Origin of the sequence: Ensifer sp. LC11, from assembly GCF_001695835.1 — a bacterium.
In the GTDB taxonomy this organism is placed as follows: domain Bacteria; phylum Pseudomonadota; class Alphaproteobacteria; order Rhizobiales; family Rhizobiaceae; genus Ensifer.
Genome location: NZ_MBSO01000012.1, coordinates 79898 through 98130 on the forward strand (window position 1 = coordinate 79898; position 18233 = coordinate 98130).

The window sequence follows — 18233 nt, forward strand, 5'->3', positions numbered from 1 at the left end:
CCGGCAGCGTCCGATAGATGGCGAAATCGGAACAGTGCGTTTTAGGCTTTGACAGAGGGCAATTTTCTGCTATCGGCGATCTCACACCTTTTTTCGTGCTGGAAGAAACCACACTGATGATGTTTTCGGGAAACCTGCGACGACGCTGATGCTGCCAACGCCCTGTTCGGGCGAAGCCATCCCTATGTCTGTTCGCATGCCTGGTTTCCGATCCCATGAAAAAGCACGATCTCGTCTACCTGACCGAAGACGCGTCCCACGACGCAGCCATTGAAATCATCAATGAAGAAGCCTTTGGCCCCGGCCGGTTTGCCCGGGCGGCAGCGCGCATTCGCGAGCAGGGGCCGCACGACCGGTCGCTTTCCTTCATCTGCGCTGATTATGGCGAGACGATCGCTTCAGTCCGGATGACGCCGGTCTTTGCCGGTTCGGTTAAAGGCCATCTGCTCGGTCCGCTCGCGGTGCGGCCGTCGCACAAGAACCAGGGCATCGGCCGGGAACTGGTGCGCATCGCCGTCGAGGCGGCACGGCGGCAGGGCTCGGAAGCGGTGATCCTCGTCGGTGACCCGCCCTACTATCAGCCGCTCGGCTTCGAGAAGGTGCGTTACGGCGCGCTGGAGTTTCCAGGGCCGGTCGATCCGGCACGGGTGCTGGTCGTGCCGATGGTCGAGGGTGTGCATGCCGGCCTTGCCGGCGTCATCGGCTGGCGGAACGACGAAGCGATGCCGGCCGTAGTGTTCGATCTGCCGCTCGCCGTCTGAGGCCGGAAAGAGAGAAAGGTTGTGCGGCTTTCCGCCCCTATCCCTCCCGGACAATCGGCCGGCTGTTATCCGGCGGTCAACGACTTCCTGAGGAAGACGCGGGCGCGGCCGATGGGAAAATCGGGCAATTCGCCAAAGACCTGGTAGCCCTGGCGTTCATAGGCCCGCCGGGCCTGTGGGTTGAAGGTATCGATCCAGGCGCCGTGACAGCCGCGCTTTCGGGCTTCCTCTTCGGCAGCCTCAAGCAGGCGACCGGCGATGCCCTGGCCGCGCAGGTCTTCCGGCAGCCACAGCCATTGCACGAACAGCCAACCCCATGCGGTATAGCCGTTGAGGCCGCCGCGCTGGCCCTTCGCCTCCGGGCCGCCGATGAGCACGGCGAGTGACCGCCGCTCCGACGGCCCGATGTCGGCGGCGTTGAATGCGGTCAGGCCGTGGCCGATCGCTTCGAGCGCCTCGGGCGACGGGGTGTCGGTGACTTCGAACATCGGAGCCTCTATTTTCAGGTGCGGCGCATGCTGAAGACGTCAAGGCGATCTTCGCCGACGTCCATTTCATCCAGCCGCCAGCCGAGACGTTCATAAAAGGCGCGCTTGCTGCGAAGGGCGCAGAGATGCACGGCCTCGGCGCCGGTGTCGAGCGCCGCATGCGCCGCTCTCAGCACGATGTCGCTGCCGATGCCCGCCCCGCGGAACGGCGGATCGACCCAGACCGCAGCCACCCAGGGTGTGAGATCCGGCCGCTCTTCAAGGTCCGAGGCAATCACCGAGGCGGTGCCGACGAAGTGATCTCCGGCATGCGCGACCAAACAGAGTTGCTCCGCATCTTCGCCAAGGCTCGCCTGGAGCAGGCCAGTAATGTGATCCCGCGGGAAGCCGTGCGGCTCCCACCAGGCACGCCAGATGCGGTCGGCGACCGCATCGAAAAAATGCGGCGCGTCGCGAAGATCACTGACGATGATTGTCTGCTTGCTCATCGGCCTTCGCGATACCAGGTGGCGGAGATCAGGAAGAGCAGGGCTGCAAGCCCCAGGAGCCCGGTGAACAGCGGCACCGAGTTGACGCCTTTCAGCACGGTTTCGTCGGTCATGCGGATCGAGAGCCGCTGGTCGTCGGCCGAGCGGATCGAACCCCTGACCGGCAGCACCGTCGGCAGGTCGAGCGGGCCGTCGGCGCTTGCGAGACGGCGGACGAGACCCTTGGTCTTTTCGGCCCAGGGACGCAGCTTGTCCTCGGTCGAGATCGCCGCCTTGAATTCCGGCGCATTGGGGTCGCCGACATGCGCGAGCGCGGTCAACTCTCCGTTGGCCATCTCAAAAAGCCCGGTCTCCGTGGTGGCAAGCTCGGCCGAATAAAGGCCAGGCTGGCGCTCGGTCAGCTTCACATCCTGCTTCTGGCCGGAAGGAGAAACGAGCGTCACCGGACCCGGATCGCCATCGATCGTCTGGCGGGTGATTTCGAGCGTCCGGCCCCTCGCGCGCGCCGTCAGCGCCTCTTCCTCGAGCGAGGGTTCCTGCATCAGCCAGTGGGCGGTGCGGCGATAGAGCGAGACGTGCGGTCCGCCGCCTTCAAAGCCGCGCGCCCAAAGCCAGCCCTGGTCGGAAAGCAGCATGGCCACACGGCCTTTGCCGACGCGATTAAGCACGAGCAGGGGCTTGCCGTCGGCCGCTTGCATGACCGTGTGGCCCTGCGGCCGGTTGACATCGACGGTGCGGAACCAGCGGCCCCAGTGCGGTGGCTCGCTTTCGGAGCCTTCAAGGCCGCGGGTCACCGGATGTTTCTTTCCTTCCTCCGACAGGCGGGGGAAGAAGGCCTTTTCGTTCATGACGCCCGTTGGCGCCGCTGGAAGGACAGCGGAGAGTGGTGTGGCGGCGATGGAATCGTCACCCGCATGTTCCGGTCCGGCTGCGATCAGAAGCGCCCCGCCATTTTCCACATATTGCGCGATGTTGTCGTAGTAGAGGATCGGCAAAAGGCCGCGATGCTGGTAGCGATCGAGAATGATCAGGTCGAATTCGTTGATCTTGTCGACGAACAGCGAGCGCGTCGGGAAGGCGATCAGCGACAGTTCGTTGATCGGCGTGCCATCCTGCTTTTCCTGAGGCCGCAGAATCGTGAAATGCACCAGATCGACCGCGGCGTCGGATTTCAAAAGATTGCGCCAGGCGCGCTCGCCGGCATGCGGTTCGCCGGAGACCAGCAGGACGCGCAGGTTTTCGCGAATGCCGTCAAGCACATGGACGGCGCGGTTATTGGCCGTGGTCACTTCGCCCGGAACCGCGTCCACTGCGAACTCAAGCACGTTGTTGCCGCCGCGCGGAACTTTGAAGCTGAAGGGAACATCGGTTCCGGGTTCGGCCCGTTCCCGCGCAATTTCGTTGCCGTTGAGGCGGATCGTCACCTCCGCAGTTCCACCGGGGGCGGCGCCGTCGTCAATGACCCGGAACGAAAGCTTCTGTTCCTCGCCGACGATGCCGAAGCGCGGCGGGTTGATGAGTTCGACACGCCGGTCGAACTCGTCGGGCTTGCCGGTTATCAGCCCATGGACCGGGGCGTCGAAACCAAGTGCGCGGCTGACCTCCGGCACGTCGTGGATCTGGCCGTCGGTCACGAAGATGGCGCCACCGATACGTGCGGGCGGAACGTCTGAGAGCGCGGAGGCGAGTGCCGTGAAGAGATTGGTCGAAGGGGAGACGCTCGCCGGATCCGTCTTGGCTTCGATGATGCGGGGTTCGATAAGCGGTATGCCTGCCAGCCGCGCCTTCAGGCTCTCGACGGCACGGTTCGTCTGTTCGGTCCGCTCGCCGTTCTGCTGGCTCTGGCTGCGGTCGATGACGATAGCAACGATGGTCGAAAGCGGATCACGCAGTTCGACGAAAATGGAGGGATTGGCGATCGCCAGCCCGAGCGCGGCAAGCGCGAGCGCGCGCAGCCAGGCGCCGCGCACTTTCTGCCACAGGCCATAGGCGATGAACAGCGCCGCAATCGCCAGCAGCGGCACGAAGTAGATCCAGGGGAGCAGCGGAGCAAGGCCATAGGTCATCGATCGGCCCTCACTGTCCAAGCCTTTGCAGAAGGTCCGGCACGTGCACCTGGTCAGCCTTATAGTTGCCGGTCAGCATATACATCATGATGTTGACGCCGGCCCGGTAAGCGTATTCGCGCTGCATCTCGTCCGGCGGCACCGTCGGCAAGAGCGGCGCGCCGTTGACATCCACCGCCCAGGCGCCGGCAAAGTCGTTGCCGGTGATCATGATCGGCGTCACGCCGTCGCCGCCGCGCACCGGGCGGTTGCCCTGGTTTTCATCGCCGTTTGGGGCAGCCTCCACCCACAGCTGGCTTTCGACATAACGTCCCGGGAAGTTCGAAAGCAGGTAGAAGGCCTTGGTCAGGACGTGGTCGGAGGGCACCGGTTCGAGCGGCGGGATGTCGAGGCCGCTCAGCATCGCCTGCAAGCGTTGCACATTAGGGCTGTCGCCTGCCGCCGAAGGCGTGAGCGAGGAAAACTGGTCGCGCGTATCGAAGAGCACCGTTCCGCCATTGCGCATGTAGGCGTCGATCCGGCTCATGACCCGGCTGCTCGGCATCGCCGCGGTTGCAGAAACCGGCCAATAGATGATCGGGTAGAATGCCAGCTCGTCCTGTTCGAGGTCGATGCCGACGGGCGCACCCGGTTCCAGCGCCGTTCGATAGGTCAGATAGTTGCTGAGGCCAATCAGCCCCTGTTCGGAAAGGCGGTCGACCTCCTCCTCGCCGGTGATGACATAGGCGAGGTGGGTCGTATCCAGCCGTTGCAGCGTCTGATCGTCGCTCGGTTGGCTGTCCTGGGCGTGACCGATCGTCGGGGCCAGAGCAGCAAGACCAAGCGTTGCAAGGCCGAGGCTTGCAACCAGGGCTGCGGCAGCGGCGCTTCGGGTTCCGCGACGGCGCCATCCCGTCAGGCCGCCGGCCATGTAGAGCACGATCAGCGTATCGATGAGGAAGAGCATCAATGCGAGCGCAAAGAGATAGGGCCGGATCGACAATGGCCGGGCACCTTCCAGTCCTTCCGCGCGTTCACCGACGAGATTGCCGGCAATCGGAACGAGCCTGCCATCGTCGCGGAGAAGGTTGTTGGCGACGAAACCCTCTTCCGAGCCGTAGAGGCCGGGCGGTGTGTCCGCAGACACCTTCGGGGAAACCCCGGGTACAATTTCCAGCGGCCGGGCGCTGCCGGTTTCACCAGTCAGTTCGCCCCGGGCATTGACCAGCCGGTAGGGCGGCAGGGTCTGGGCCTTGCTGGCCTGGTCTCCGGCGATGCCGCCGGCGCGCGAAAGCTGGATCGACCGGCGCAGCATATCGACGAAGGAACCGGAGATCGGCAGGTTCGACCAGCTTGGATCGGCGCTCACATGGAAAAGCACGATACGCCCGCGCCCGCGTTCGGCCGTCGTCACCAGCGGTGTGCCGTCGGCAAGGTTGGCCCAGGTGCGTTCCACAAGATCGGGCGTCGGCTGTGCGAGCACCTGACGCTTCACGAGCACGTCGCGCGGACGCTCCAGGCCGGCAAAGGGGCTGGAGGAGGGATAGTCGGCAAGCGGCTGCGGTTCGGACCAGGAAAGCGCACCGTCAAGCGTGCGCTCGCCTTGCCTGAGGACGACAGGGACGAGGGGATCGTCGGCAGGTGCCCCGGCGAGCCTCGGGCCGGCGAAGCGGACGAGCATGCCGCCATTCTCCAGCCAGCGCGTGACCAGCGGATAGCTTTCATCCGGCAATCGACCGACATCGGCCATGACCAGGATGGATGGATTCTGCGCAAGGAGTTCGGCGATCGCCTTGCCGATCGCTTCCTCACGCGGCTCGATCAGATCCGCATGCGGTTCGAGCGCCCGTTTGATGTAGTAAAGCGGCGAGAGCAAAGGTTGCGCCTGATGCACCTCGCCGCTCAGCAGCGCCACGCGACGGCGGCGATTGCCGTCGTCGAGCAGATGGACGCCACCGGCCGTCGCCTGGCCTTCGATCGTCAGGCGCGCGAAGTCGTTGCGCAGCTCGAAAGGAGCCCTCAGCAGGGCATTCGCCGTGGTCGCACCCGCTGCAAAGCGCAGCTCGCCCTCGGCGATTGCCGTGCCGCGCGTGTCGCGGGCCAGCACATAATAGGCGCGCGGCTCGCTGAGCGGCAGCCGCGACGCATTGACCCGCATGCCTTCGCTTTCGTTGGTCGCGGAGGTCAGCGCTATCGCGCTCTCGGCGTTGCCTTCGATCCGGCGGATACTTGCTGCGCCGAGATCGGCGACCTGCTGCATCGTCTCGCCATCTTCCGCCTCGATCCCGTCGCTGAGGAAGACAAGCGTGCCGGGCGGCGAGCCCGCAAGCGCCGCTTTCATGGCGCCAAGCGCCGGCGCGCGCTCCGCCGGAAGCGGTTGCGGTTGCGCTGCCGCCAGCCGATCGCGCGCAGTGGCGGCGGAGGTCGGTGTCGCGTCGTGCTGTCGGTCGGTCGTAAATACGATCGAAACCGGCAGGTCCTTCGCCTCGGCATCGTCGATCAGGGCATTGGCGGTCTCGAGCCGCTTGTCCCAATCGGCAACTGTCGCCCAGCTATTGTCGATGACAAGCGCAAGGGGCCCCGTGGCCGAGAGTGTGTTCTGCCGCGGGTTCATGACCGGATCGGCGATCGCCAGGATCACCGCCGCTGCCATCACCATGCGCAAGAGCGTCAGCCACCAGGGGCTTTGTGCGGGTGTTTCCTCGCGCTTCATCACCGAGGCGAGGATGCGCAGCGGCGGGAACACCTCGGCCGCAGGCCTCGGCGGCGTCATGCGCAAGAGCCACCAGATCACCGGCAGCGCGATCAGGGCGGCGAGCATGGCCGGATTGCCGAAGAGGAAGGGCAGACCGCTCATAGCTGGCCCCCGTGGGTTGCCCGCCCCGGCATGCCGGAGAGATAGGTGTGGACGGCTACGAGCGCCTCGGAGGCGGGCCTGTCGGTCTTGTGCGGGGTGAAGGTCCAGCCGAGATGGCGAAGTGTGACGCCAAGGCTATCGCGCCGGCCGACATAGGCGCGCTGATAGTCCTCGCGCAGGACTTCGGCCCTGCCGGCGGTCAGCTTCTCGCCGGTCTCCGGATCGGTGAATTCGGTTCGGCCGGTGTAGGGGAACACCTCTTCGGCCGGGTCGGCAATCTCGACGACATGGCCGCGCAGACCCCGCCGCGCAAGCGGGCCGAGCCGCTCCATGATTTTTTCCGCCGGGTCGAGAAAATCGCCGATCAGCACGAGGTCGCTGGCGCTGCGGATCATCCCGGTCTGGGGAAGCCCCTCGGCAAGCGGGCTCAGCATGATCGCGGTCGCCAAGCGTTCGGCTGCGTTGCGGGCCGAGACCGGCTCCATGACGCCTGGGCAGCCGATGCGCTCGCCGGAGCGCGCAAGGATCTCGGCGAGCGCGAGCATCAGCACCAGTGCGCGGCTTTCCTTGGAAACGGATCCGAGCTTCGATTTGTACATCATCGACGGCGAGAGGTCCGCCCAAAGCCAGATGGTGTGGGCGGCTTCCCATTCGCGGTCACGCACATAGGTGTGGTCGTCGCGGGCCGAGCGGCGCCAGTCGATGCGCGACATGCTTTCGCCATCGCTATAGGGCCGGAACTGCCAGAAGTTCTCGCCGATGCCGCGCTTGCGCCGGCCATGCCAGCCGGAGATCACGGTGTTGGCGATCCGTCGCGCCTCGACCAGGCAATCGGGAACGAGCATGGCGCGCTGCTGCGCGCGTGAAAGCACTTCACCAGCGGGAGTACGCGAGACTATGTGCCCGACGGTGGCCATGCGTCAGCCTCTGGCCTGTTTCACCAGGTCGGCGACGACGTCGCGCACGGTCATGCCTTCGGCGCGGGCGGCGAAGGTCAGCGCCATGCGGTGCTGCAGCACCGGTTCGGCGAGCGCCAGAACGTCGTCCATCGATGGCGCCAGGCGGCCGTCATAGAGCGCGCGGGCACGGGCACAGAGCATCAGCGCCTGGCCGGCGCGGGGGCCTGGACCCCAGGCAACGTTCTTGTCGGTTGCGGCATTGCCGTTGCCCGGGCGGGCCGAGCGCACCAAGGACAGGATCGCATCGACCACCTTTTCGCCGACCGGCATCTGGCGGATGAGGCTCTGGATCTGCTGAAGTCGGGCGGCATCGATGACCGGGTGGGCGGTGGCTTCACCGATACCGGTGGTTTCGAGCAGGATCTGCCTTTCGGCCGTCAGGTCAGGATAGCCGACATCAACCTGCATCAGGAAGCGGTCGAGCTGTGCTTCGGGCAGGGGATAGGTGCCTTCCTGCTCCAGCGGGTTCTGGGTCGCAAGCACATGGAAGGGCTGCGGCAGATCCTTGCGCGCGCCAGCCACGGTGATGTGATATTCCTGCATCGCCTGCAAAAGCGCCGACTGCGTGCGCGGCGAGGCGCGGTTGATTTCATCGGCCATCAGCAATTGCGTGAAGATCGGGCCGGGGATGAAGCGAAACGAGCGGTGGCCGGCCTGATCCTGATCCATAACTTCAGAGCCGAGGATATCGGAGGGCATCAGGTCGGGCGTAAATTGCACGCGGCTGGAGTTGAGGCCAAGCACGGTGCCGAGCGTGGCCACGAGCTTCGTCTTGGCAAGGCCCGGGACGCCGACGAGCAGGGCGTGGCCGCCGGAGAGAACGGCCAGCAGCGTCTGCTCGACGACATTCTCCTGGCCGAAAATGACCTTGCCGACTTCGGCGCGAATCCGGGCGATTTCACCCAGTGCGCTTTCGGCCGCGGCGACAATCGCCTTCTCGTCGATCGCGTCTGCCGCGCCCTTCATCACACTCATGGTCATACTCCCCGGTCGCCCGTTGTTAAACCGAATCGCCCTTACAGCGCCGCGTCTTTATAGGACGCGGCAAGGTCGCTGTAACATTTTGAACTGCTGCATATTTGTCCTCAGATCGATTCCGATTTACGGAATTATGCAGGAGCCGGGATTTCCAGTCGCCAATTTCCAATTTAGACCCTGCCAGACGGCTGACAAGTCAGCGCCGACGCACTATCTCGTGAGATATCAAAGGTCTCGATCTGAAAATCGGGGCCAAACGGGACGGAACGATGGCAGAAGCCGAAATTCAACGAACCGGTGACGCGGCCGGACTGGCGGCACTGATCGCACGCGCGGCGGGTCAGACAGGTGAAAAGACGCGTGGCCTGCCCCCCGTCGAGCGTTGGAATCCGCCGTTCTGCGGCGATATCGACATGGAGATCCGTGCCGACGGCACCTGGTTCTATCTCGGCACCCCGATCGGTCGCCAGCCGCTGGTCCGGCTGTTTTCCACCGTTTTGCGCAAGGATGAGGACGGGCGCACCTATCTTGTCACACCTGTGGAAAAGGTCGGCATCCGCATCGTCGATGCGCCCTTCGTCGCCGTCGAGATGAGCATGACCGGAGGTGCGCATGGCCAGATCCTGACCTTCCGCACCAATGTCGGCGACGTGGTCGAAGCCGGGCCCGATCATCCGCTGCGCTTCGTCATCCATGGCGAGAACCGGGAGCTGAAGCCCTATCTGCATGTGCGCGGACGTTTGGAGGCACTGGTGTCGCGGCCTGTCATGTACGACATCGTCGAACGCGGTGAGACGCTTGACGTTGATGGTACTGAAATGTTCTGCGTGCGCTCTGCCGGCGCCGTCTTCCCGATCATGCCGGCGGCCGAGCTGGAAGCGCTTTCGCGATGAACGCGCATCCTTTTTCCGCTGATGAATTTCGCCGCCGGGCGCTGACCCAGATGGGCGGACCGATCGAGACCTCCTGGCGCGATCATGGCGACTTCCTGCTCAATCCGGGCATCGTGCCCTACCTCGAAACGCTGAAGCTCAAGGATGCCGCGGTTCTGGTCCCGGTCGTCGACGACGGCGACGATGCGACCGTCATCCTGACCCAGCGCACGGCCAGCCTGCGCAAGCATTCTGGCCAGGTTGCCTTTCCCGGTGGTGCCGTCGACCCCGAGGACCGATCGGTCGAGGTGGCGGCGCTGCGCGAGGCGCAGGAGGAGATCGGCCTCGATCCGCGTTTCGTCGAAACCATCGGCCGGCTGCCGCATTACATGGCCATGTCCGGTTTCCGCATTACCCCGGTGCTTGCGGTGGTCAAACCCGGTTTCGAGCTCATCCCCAATCCCGAAGAGGTCGAAAGCGTCTTTGAGGTGCCGCTGTCGTTTCTGATGAACCCCAGAAATCACGATCGCGGCAGCGGGCATTGGCAGGGCGAAGAGCGACATTTCTATCGGATGCCCTATGGCGATCGTAACATCTGGGGTATCACCGCCGGCATTCTGCGCATGCTCTACGAAAGGCTCTATGCATGACTTCGGTTGCCGGTGAAGGCTGGTTCTCTACGCCCTCGCTCCGTCGCGTCTTCGAGGTGCTGAATGTCGAAGGCGGCGAAGTCAGGGTTGTTGGCGGCGCGGTTCGCAACAGCCTGATGGGCCTGCCGGCTGGCGATGTCGACATGGCGACGACCTGGCGTCCCGACCAAGTCGCTGAACGGGCGAAGGCGGCTGGCATCAAGGTCGTGCCAACCGGCATCGACCACGGAACGGTGACGCTTGTCATCGACGGAACGCCCTATGAGGTGACGACGCTGCGGCGTGACGTTTCGACCGACGGTCGCCGCGCGGAAGTCGCGTTCGGCACGGACTGGAAGGCGGATGCCGAGCGGCGGGATTTCACCATCAACGCACTCTACGCGAACGACCGCGGCGAGGTCTTCGACGACGTCGGCGGATTGGCCGACATCAAGACGCGCACGCTGCGCTTTATCGGGGATGCCTCCGAGCGCGTCGCCGAGGACTATCTGCGCATCCTGCGCTTCTTCCGCTTCTTCGCGCACTACGGCAATGGCCGTCCGGATGCCGAGGGCTTGCGCGCCTGCGCCCGCGCCCGCTCCAAGCTCGCGACCCTTTCGGCAGAACGGGTCTGGGCCGAAACGAAGAAATTGCTTTCGGCGGATGATCCGGGACGTGCGCTGCTCTGGATGCGTCAGGCCGGCGTGCTGACCGAAATCCTGCCGGAGACGGAGAAATGGGGCATCGACGCGATCCCGGAGCTCGTGGCGGCGGAGCGTGCCTTCGGCTGGACGCCGGATCCGCTCCTGCGACTGGCGGCGATCGTGCCGCCCGATGAGGCGCGGTTGGAAGCGATGGCCGAGCGGCTGCGCCTTTCCAAGGCCGAAGCCGGTTTCTTCAGCCGCTGGGCGAAGGCGCCGACGATCGCTGTTACCACGGCCGATACCGCCTTCGACCGTCTGCTCTATCGTCACGGCGCCGAGGGCATTTGCGTAAGGCTGCGGCTGGCGCTGGCGACGGCGCGGCGGAAGTCCGAGGGCGACCCGGCGCTGCTTTCGGAAACGGCTGCACTGCGCCGTCTGACGGCGCGTGCCGAAGGGTGGCAACGGCCAAGCTTTCCGCTCACCGGTTCTGACGTGTTGAGGGCCGGCGTGCCGGCGGGGCCGAGGGTAGGGGAGATGCTCGGCGAACTCGAGACGCTCTGGGTCGAGCGCAACTTCAGTCTCGACCGGGCAAACCTTCTTGCCCGGCTCGAAGCCATGGTGCGGTCGGCCTGATCGGAGAATTCAGGCCGCCTTGGAAGCGTCGACGATCCGGGCCTTGATGTTGTCGATCATGTTTTCGCGAATGACCGTTTCGCCATGGGTCTCACGCATATGCTCGACGACACGGCGCACGATTTCGGCGTCGTTGTCTGCGCGGGTATGCCATTCGCAACCCGGGACGAGAGAACCGCATTCAAACAGGCGCATGGCTGCTTCCTTCCCTGTGTGAGTTTGATGCGAGAACGCGGCCGTCCATTCCTCCATGGCGGCCATATTCAGCCTAGCATCAACCCCCGGTGCGACCAAATTGTTCCTGGGCCGTTGCGAGAAGAAAGCACTATAGACAAGCCCGGCGACGGTGTTATGGGTTTGCGGTAACAAGAGACGCAAAGGCCTTTTGCCCATGACCTCCACGGTTCAATCGGAACTGATCGCCGCCATCCGGAACATTCCTGACTATCCGAAGCCGGGCGTGATGTTTCGCGATATCACCACGCTGCTCGGCAATCCGCGCGCCTTCCGCCGCGCGATCGACGAACTGGTCCATCCCTATGCCGGCACCAAGATCGACAAGATCGCCGGCATCGAGGCGCGTGGCTTCATCCTCGGCGGTGCGATCGCGCATCAGCTTTCCTCCGGCTTCGTGCCGATCCGCAAGAAGGGCAAGCTGCCGCACGACACCGTGCGCGTCGCCTACAGCCTGGAATATGGCGTCGACGAAATGGAGATGCACAAGGATGCGATCCGGCCGGGCGAGAAGGTTATCCTCGTCGACGATCTGATTGCGACCGGCGGAACTGCGGAAGCGGCCACGAAACTGCTGAAGCAGATGGGGGCAGAGATTGTCGCTGCCTGCTTCGTCATCGACCTGCCCGAACTCGGCGGGCGCAAAAAGCTCGAAGCGCTCGGCGTCAACGTCCGCACGCTGATCGAATTCGAAGGTCACTGACCGATCTCGACAAGCCTGTCCGGGGTGCGGGCGAAACTCGCACCCTTTCGCCTATTCCGTCTCTGCCGGTGCTAGAGACGGTTGATCGTCCGCAGCATCAGCTGGACCTCACGCCGCGTGGCCGGCGGCAAGGTTTCGACTTCCTTCTGCCAGAAGCTTTCGGCTTCCGGCGGCTCTTCTTCCCAGCTCCTGACGGATGTTTCGTTATCGTCAATGACGACGCGGCGGTGGCCGCCGAGACGCAAGTATGTGTCCGCCAATTCGCAGACATGGGTCTTTTCCATCATCAGCACTCCCGGTTTCCGCAACGCGGGTGTCTCGCAGCGGCGCAATGGACACTCCGCGCTCTGCCGGCGGATTTTACGCGCAAACCACGCGGAAATTAAGGATGTCACGACTTGGCTTGATTGGCGTGCCGGCCGTTTGCTGCCGGTGACCAGTTATACGAACTCGATTACCTTGCTCTCGAAGCGGATCACTGCCTCGCCATGCTGGTTCTCGCCCTCGCACAGGATCGTGTTGATCCGCCAGCCCGGCTTCGAGGTGAGCGTTCGGCTTTCAAGGAAGGTCACGGAATAGGTGACCGTGTCGCCGGCATAAACAGGTTTCAGCCACTTGAGGTCGCGAAAGCCGGGTGACGGCCCGAGGTTCGGCGCCCGCAGGCCTTCGGCCGCGAGGCGGCGCTGCTCGTTCTTCCAGAACCGCACGAAGCACTGCATCCACCCGGCGCAGGTGTGCCAGCCCGAGGCGCAGAGGCCGCCGAAAAGCGAATGCCGCGCGGCTTCCGCATCGAGATGGAAAGGCTGGGGATCGAACTCGCGGGCAAAACGGATGATGTCTTCTGCCGTGAAGACCAGGCTGCCAATGGTCGTCTTGAGCCTGGCCGCGTAAAATTCTTCCATCGTCATCATCAGGCTTTGCCCTTCTCGCGGCAGCGAAAGAGAACCGAGCATTCGGAAACCGCGACGGGTTCGCCGGCCTGATTGGTGACTTCGTTGCGGAACCGGACGATGCCGAGATCGGGCTTCGAATTCGACCGGCGCGCTTCAAGGACAAGGCTAAATCCGGTGAGGATATCGCCTGACATGACCGGCTTCCTCCAGTCCATGAAATCGATGCCTGGCGAGCCTTGCGACGTGGAATTGCCCATGAAGGCGTCGAGCATCATACGCATGCCGAGGGCGCTGGTGTGCCAGCCGGACGCTGCAAGGCCACCAAGGATGCTGCGTTTTCCCGCTTCCTCGTCAAGATGCATCGGTTGCTGATCGAACTCGCTGGCGAAGGCGATCATCTCCGTCGGCTTCATCTCGACCGGCTTGTAATCGAAACGCCGCCCTTCGGAAAAATCCTCGAAATACAGCATGCTGAATGGTCCCGTCTGATTTGCTGCCGCTTTACCTACTGCATAATTTCGCGAAGCGGAATCGATTTGAGCGCGACGCCGGCGACTTCAGGCGCCGGCCTTCACGTTTCCCGGTTGCACTTGCGGCATGTCCGTGTAACCACCTGTTTGGCTCTCTCCTATCCGCCAAATTTTGATTGAGGAATGCTCGTGACTGAACTGAACAGAGCGCTCGCAGGGGCGGCCGAAAAGGGGATCATCTCCGCCCATCAGGTGCGGGATCTCGAAGCCTATCTTGCCGATCGTGGGTTCAGCTTCGGCCCTGCCATATCGGATGCTGCCGAAGAGAGACAGGATGCTGCCCTGGAGGCGCGGGCGGCCGAAGACAGCGAGCAGCCGCGCTTCGTCCGGGGATTTCACGACATCCTGATCACCATCGGCGTCGTTGTCGTTCTGATCGGCCTTTGGGGCTTGGGTGGCCCGTTCGCGACGCTGCCGGTCATTCTCATCCTCGCCGAAATCCTGGTGCGGCGCCAGCGGCTGGCACTGCCGTCGGTGGCGCTGACGGTTGCTCTCGTGCATTGGGTCGGAACGACGTCAATGTGGTTCGTGAGCGAGCATGAGGACGCCTGGAAGCCGCTTGTCTTTGCACTCGCCTATCTCTCGGCGTTCCCGATTCCGCTGGGCCTGTTTTACTGGCGCTATCGCGTACCACTGGCGCTGGCCGGTCTGATGGTGTCGATCGCCCTCATCTGCGTGGTCGCGATCCTTCTTGCCTTCGAGAAGAGCTTGGGGATCGACCTCGCGAACGAAGATCATTTCAGGCTTCTCGCGCTCACCGTCCTTGCCGGAGCCTTGGGTCTTTTTGCGGCCGCCATGCGCTACGACGTTTCCGATCCTCAGCGTGTGACCGCGCGCTCGGATACGGCCTTCTGGCTGCATCTGGCCGCCGCGCCGGCATTGCTCTATGCACTGATGGGCCTGGTTTTCCTGTCAAACGGCGGCAACGCCTGGTGGGACGGTCAGGCAGGATTCGGTCAGGCGGTCGCCGCGATCCTGATCGTTGCCGCCTTCATGCTGGTCGGGCTCGTCATCGACCGCCGTGCTTTCGTCACCTCAGGGCTGCTGTCGCTCGGGGGCGCGGTGTGGACGATGCTGAGCAAGACCGGCGCTTCGCTCGACAGCTACGTCTTCATCGCCTTTGCGGTGGTCGGCGTGACCGTGCTGTTCATCGGCATCTTCTGGCAGAAGCTACGCCGCATCGTCATGGACCTTCTGCCGGAAACGATGACGGCGCGGTTGCATGCCGCGCCGTGATATCGGTCGTGATGCGCGCTGCGCTCCCGCAATGCGCCTTGGCTTCTGCTGATTCAGCACCTGTTCGTGCAGAACCGCCGCGCCCTTTCGGGCGCTGGCTTACGTGTTGAAGCGGAAGTGGATGACGTCGCCGTCCTGGACGACGTATTCCTTGCCTTCGTCGCGGGCCTTGCCGGCTTCCTTGGCGCCGGTTTCGCCGCCGAGCGCGATGTAATCCTCGTAAGCGATCGTGTTGGCGCGGATGAAGCCGCGCTCGAAGTCGGTGTGGATGACGCCGGCGGCCTGCGGTGCCTTGGTGCCGCGCTGGATCGTCCAGGCGCGGGTTTCCTTGGGGCCGACGGTGAAATAGGTGATGAGGTCGAGCAGCTTGTAGCCGGCGCGGATCAGGCGGTCGAGACCGGCCTCTTCGAGACCGAGTGCGCTCAGGAACTCCTTGGATTCATCTTCCGGCAACTGCGCCACTTCGGATTCGATCGCCGCCGAGATCACGACGCTCTCAGCACCTTGCATCTTTGCCATTTCGGCGACCGCGCGCGTGTGCTCATTGCCGTCGACCGCATCGCTTTCCGCGACGTTGCAGACGTAAAGCACCGGATGGGCGGTCAGGAGATTGAGGCCCTGAAGAATGCGCAGCTCTTCGGCGTCGAGGGTGGCAAGCAGCGTGCGCACCGGCTTGCCGTCCTGCAGCAGCTTCAGCGAGGCTTCCATGATCGGAAGCTGCGCCATGGAATCCTTGTCCTTGCCGACCGCGCGCTTGCGGGTCTGCTCGGTGCGGCGTTCGAGGCTGTCGAGATCGGCGAGCATCAGCTCGGTCTCGATCGTCTCGGCGTCGGCGACCGGGTGGATCCGTCCTTCGACGTGGGTGATGTCGTCATCTTCGAAGCAGCGCAGCACGTGAACGACCGCGTCGACTTCGCGGATGTTGGCGAGGAACTGGTTGCCGAGACCTTCGCCCTTCGACGCGCCACGCACCAGGCCGGCGATGTCGACGAAGGAGATGCGCGTCGGGATGATTTCCTTCGACTTGGCAATGTCGGCCAGTTTGCGCATGCGCGGGTCCGGCACGGCCACCTCGCCGGTGTTCGGCTCGATGGTGCAGAACGGGTAGTTGGCCGCCTGGGCGGCCGCCGTCTTGGTCAGCGCGTTGAAGAGGGTGGACTTGCCGACGTTCGGCAGTCCGACAATACCGCATTTGAAGCCCATGGGGTCTCGTCCGTATCCTTGAATTCCGTTGGCGTGGCTATGCGGGAAGGGCGCTTCCCGGTCAAGGGTGGACACCCCGTTCACGGTAAATAAGGGGCTTTGGCCGTTGAACGCGCGGCTACCGGGCCGCATATGCGGCTGCGAATGCTGCTTGCCTGGCGCGCGGCGTCAGTTCAAGGAGCCTCCCATTGATCGATCAGAAGTTCATGTTTGCGCGCATACCGGTGGCCGTCGTCGATATCGGCGACACGCTTGAAGCCCTGTTGATCCGGTCCATGCTGGAGAGCCTTGGTGCCGTCGTGACCCTGCATCTGCCGGGTACGCCTGAGGATTTTCTGACCCTGATCGGCGCCGGCGAGCTTGTGCACCAGCACCTGGTCATCTGCGGTCACGGCGACGACAACGGTTTCGTCTTCGGCGACTATATCGAGGAGATCGACACGTCGATGCTGATCGAGGGCAGTCTGCCGCCGTCAGTCGTCGCCGAACATGCAAGGCTTGCGGGCAAGATCGTGCTGAGTACCTGCTGCGAAACCGGTGGCGAGGCCTATGGCGACGCCTTTGTCGGCAAGGGAGGGGCGACCCTCTATGTTGCGCCCGATGGGTCGCCGGAGGGCGCGGATGCGCCGCTGTTCGTGCACTGCTTCTTTCATGCGCTGCTTGCACGCAAGCAGACGCCCGAGGCCGCGCTGGAGCGGGCCCGTTCCTATGATCAGGAGGCAGCAATGTTCATCGGCCATCGCGCGGCACCTGAGTGATTGCTTTTGCTTGATCGGCGTGGCTGCCCGTAGGATAGTGCGGCTCGCGGCGGTGCCGCCCATTCTGTCATCAACGGGGTGATTTCCGATGAGTGACAACGAGGTTGCCAAAAAACTCAAAGTAAAGGTCAAGCCGAAGCTCGAACGGCCGAAGCTTTACAAGGTCATGCTGCTCAACGACGACTACACGCCGCGCGAGTTCGTGGTCGGCGTGCTCAAGGCCGTGTTCCATATGAGCGAGGAGGTCGGTTACCGGGTGATGATGACGGCGCACAAGATGGGCATGTCGGTGGTCGTCGTCTGTGTGCGCGACATCGCGGAGACCAAGGCCATGGCAGCGACCGATCTCGCCAAGGAGGCGGGTTTTCCGCTGCTTTTCATCACCGAGCCTGAAGAGTAGGGGGTGTGGGGCGCGGTTGAGCGTTGCTGCTCTTGCCGCTGCGGACCCGAGGCGTCTTCGGCGCATTTCCTGGAATAGCTATCGCTTTGTGTGCAGGCGAAGGGGCTTGGTAGCCTCCCGCTCGATCGTGCCCTTGGCCTCGAGATCGAGTTGAACGGCCTTTAGCCACCAGCCAGCCTTGGCCCCGTCGGGGAAAAGGCTCTGCGGCAGCAGGGGCAGCAATTGCTCTTTCGCTTCGGCGACGGTCAGGCCCGGTGCCGCCAGCGGCAGTACCGCCAGCAGAGCTTCCCGCATCGCCTCGTACTTCACCCGGTCGACACGATAGGTGTGGCCCGGCGAGACGACGTTCTCGATTTCGATCTTGTCAGCTGACGCCATGGGCTTCGCCTTTCACATAGTCGATCTTCGGTGCGCGGAACCCCATGGCCGCCCAGGCCTTGAGCAGTCGCCACATGAACCGGCCCGAATGCGTCCTATAGCTCGGCAGCGCGTCATTGAACTCGACGCCGGGTCTGCGGTCTCTCGTCATCGTCCTCATTTCCAATGGCAGCTGATCATTGGGGGCGAAACGGTGATTGTAGACACTTAGCCAGTGGCCGCCCTTGAATTCCAGGAACATGGCGGCGTTGCAGCAACTGGCGACCACCCTGCGCGTCGTCGACTTCGGCGTCAATCGATGTGCACGCAGCAGCCCGTGGCCGCGTGTGCAGAGGATCCGGTCCTTGCGGTAGAGCGCAAAGCGCGTCGAGCCGTCCGTTTCCAGCACCGGTGGCGCTTCCGGCAAGGCTTCGATTTGTTCGCCAGCGCTGCGACAGCTGGTGCAATAGCAGGCGGCGCCAACGATCGGTTCGCCGACGGCTTCAAAAGCAACCTGCCCGCAGCGGCAGGCGGCAATTCGCGTTCGTCCTTGTGGTTTGGCCAT

General features: G+C 63.8%; 21 protein-coding genes. 8 read left to right on the top strand and 13 right to left on the bottom strand.

The annotated features are described in order from the left end of the window. The first annotated feature begins 215 nt into the window (after positions 1-215). Complete coding sequence (locus tag BBX50_RS09070; RefSeq protein WP_065774992.1) at positions 216-761, top strand: N-acetyltransferase; 546 nt, start codon at positions 216-218, stop codon at positions 759-761. Positions 762-826: 65 nt separating this feature from the next. On the opposite strand, the gene BBX50_RS09075 is transcribed toward BBX50_RS09070, so the two are convergent. From BBX50_RS09075 to BBX50_RS09100, 6 genes are read right to left on the bottom strand one after another with little or no spacing between them, the layout of a single operon-like run. Further along, entirely contained in the window at positions 827-1249 is a 423-nt protein-coding gene (locus BBX50_RS09075; RefSeq protein ID WP_065774993.1) for a GNAT family N-acetyltransferase, read from the bottom strand. 14 nt (positions 1250-1263) lie between these two features. Continuing rightward, positions 1264-1737 carry a GNAT family N-acetyltransferase gene (locus tag BBX50_RS09080; protein WP_065774994.1) on the bottom strand — a complete coding sequence of 158 codons (474 nt, stop codon included), beginning with the start codon at positions 1735-1737 and terminating at the stop codon, positions 1264-1266. Next, positions 1734-3803 carry a hypothetical protein gene (locus BBX50_RS09085; protein ID WP_065774995.1) on the bottom strand — a complete coding sequence of 690 codons (2070 nt, stop codon included), beginning with the start codon at positions 3801-3803 and terminating at the stop codon, positions 1734-1736. Before BBX50_RS09085 ends, BBX50_RS09080 begins: the two co-directional genes overlap by 4 nt. Positions 3804-3813: 10 nt before the next feature. Continuing rightward, complete coding sequence (locus tag BBX50_RS09090; protein WP_065774996.1) at positions 3814-6639, bottom strand: DUF4159 domain-containing protein; 2826 nt, start codon at positions 6637-6639, stop codon at positions 3814-3816. After that, positions 6636-7556 (bottom strand): DUF58 domain-containing protein, encoded by a 921-nt coding sequence (locus tag BBX50_RS09095; protein ID WP_065774997.1) that lies wholly within the window; start codon positions 7554-7556, stop codon positions 6636-6638. Before BBX50_RS09095 ends, BBX50_RS09090 begins: the two co-directional genes overlap by 4 nt. Before the next feature lie 3 nt (positions 7557-7559). After that, complete coding sequence (locus BBX50_RS09100; RefSeq protein WP_065774998.1) at positions 7560-8573, bottom strand: MoxR family ATPase; 1014 nt, start codon at positions 8571-8573, stop codon at positions 7560-7562. Between the two features lie 272 nt (positions 8574-8845). Here BBX50_RS09100 and BBX50_RS09105 point away from each other — a divergent pair, with 272 nt between their 5' ends. Genes BBX50_RS09105 through BBX50_RS09115 form a run of 3 tightly spaced genes read left to right on the top strand, consistent with a single transcriptional unit; the run spans position 8846 to position 11354 of the window. After that, positions 8846-9469, top strand: a complete 624-nt coding sequence (locus BBX50_RS09105) for a DUF1285 domain-containing protein (RefSeq protein WP_065774999.1) — start codon at positions 8846-8848, stop codon at positions 9467-9469. Next, the gene (locus BBX50_RS09110; RefSeq protein ID WP_065775000.1) at positions 9466-10098 is read left to right on the top strand and encodes a CoA pyrophosphatase; all 633 of its coding nucleotides are present in this window, start codon (positions 9466-9468) and stop codon (positions 10096-10098) included. The genes BBX50_RS09105 and BBX50_RS09110 overlap by 4 nt, the downstream gene beginning before the upstream one ends. Beyond that, positions 10095-11354, top strand: a complete 1260-nt coding sequence (locus BBX50_RS09115; RefSeq protein ID WP_065775001.1) for a CCA tRNA nucleotidyltransferase — start codon at positions 10095-10097, stop codon at positions 11352-11354. Before BBX50_RS09110 ends, BBX50_RS09115 begins: the two co-directional genes overlap by 4 nt. Positions 11355-11363: 9 nt before the next feature. Here BBX50_RS09115 and BBX50_RS09120 read toward each other — a convergent pair whose 3' ends face one another. After that, positions 11364-11549: a DUF1059 domain-containing protein gene (locus BBX50_RS09120; protein WP_065775002.1), complete on the bottom strand. Its 186-nt coding sequence runs from the start codon at positions 11547-11549 to the stop codon at positions 11364-11366. A 196-nt stretch (positions 11550-11745) separates the two neighbouring features. On the opposite strand from BBX50_RS09120, the gene BBX50_RS09125 reads away from it, so the two are divergent. Beyond that, positions 11746-12291, top strand: a complete 546-nt coding sequence (locus tag BBX50_RS09125) for an adenine phosphoribosyltransferase (RefSeq protein WP_065775003.1) — start codon at positions 11746-11748, stop codon at positions 12289-12291. 71 nt (positions 12292-12362) lie between these two features. On the opposite strand, the gene BBX50_RS09130 is transcribed toward BBX50_RS09125, so the two are convergent. From BBX50_RS09130 to BBX50_RS09140, 3 genes are all read right to left on the bottom strand, one after another. Then, positions 12363-12575, bottom strand: coding sequence for a hypothetical protein (locus tag BBX50_RS09130; protein WP_065775416.1), 213 nt, complete (start codon positions 12573-12575; stop codon positions 12363-12365). A gap of 156 nt (positions 12576-12731) precedes the next feature. Further along, entirely contained in the window at positions 12732-13202 is a 471-nt protein-coding gene (locus BBX50_RS09135) for a MaoC family dehydratase (RefSeq protein ID WP_083213608.1), read from the bottom strand. Next, complete coding sequence (locus BBX50_RS09140) at positions 13202-13654, bottom strand: MaoC family dehydratase (RefSeq protein WP_065775004.1); 453 nt, start codon at positions 13652-13654, stop codon at positions 13202-13204. Before BBX50_RS09140 ends, BBX50_RS09135 begins: the two co-directional genes overlap by 1 nt. A gap of 189 nt (positions 13655-13843) precedes the next feature. Here BBX50_RS09140 and BBX50_RS09145 point away from each other — a divergent pair, with 189 nt between their 5' ends. Beyond that, on the top strand, positions 13844-14950 hold the full coding sequence (locus BBX50_RS09145; RefSeq protein ID WP_065775418.1) for a hypothetical protein: 1107 nt from the start codon (positions 13844-13846) through the stop codon (positions 14948-14950). Between the two features lie 99 nt (positions 14951-15049). Here the strand turns inward: BBX50_RS09145 and ychF are convergent, their stop codons facing one another. After that, a complete protein-coding gene (gene ychF, locus BBX50_RS09150; protein WP_065775005.1) occupies positions 15050-16153 on the bottom strand; it encodes a redox-regulated ATPase YchF in 1104 nt (367 codons plus the stop codon). A gap of 188 nt (positions 16154-16341) precedes the next feature. Between ychF and BBX50_RS09155 the strand changes: the two genes are divergently transcribed. Together BBX50_RS09155 and clpS are read left to right on the top strand one after the other, a co-directional pair. Further along, on the top strand, positions 16342-16911 hold the full coding sequence (locus tag BBX50_RS09155) for a hypothetical protein (protein ID WP_065775006.1): 570 nt from the start codon (positions 16342-16344) through the stop codon (positions 16909-16911). 88 nt (positions 16912-16999) lie between these two features. Then, positions 17000-17311, top strand: a complete 312-nt coding sequence (clpS, locus tag BBX50_RS09160) for an ATP-dependent Clp protease adapter ClpS (protein ID WP_065775007.1) — start codon at positions 17000-17002, stop codon at positions 17309-17311. A 78-nt stretch (positions 17312-17389) separates the two neighbouring features. On the opposite strand, the gene BBX50_RS09165 is transcribed toward clpS, so the two are convergent. Beyond that, complete coding sequence (locus BBX50_RS09165) at positions 17390-17689, bottom strand: hypothetical protein (RefSeq protein WP_065775008.1); 300 nt, start codon at positions 17687-17689, stop codon at positions 17390-17392. Beyond that, complete coding sequence (locus BBX50_RS09170; protein WP_065775009.1) at positions 17676-18233, bottom strand: hypothetical protein; 558 nt, start codon at positions 18231-18233, stop codon at positions 17676-17678. Before BBX50_RS09170 ends, BBX50_RS09165 begins: the two co-directional genes overlap by 14 nt.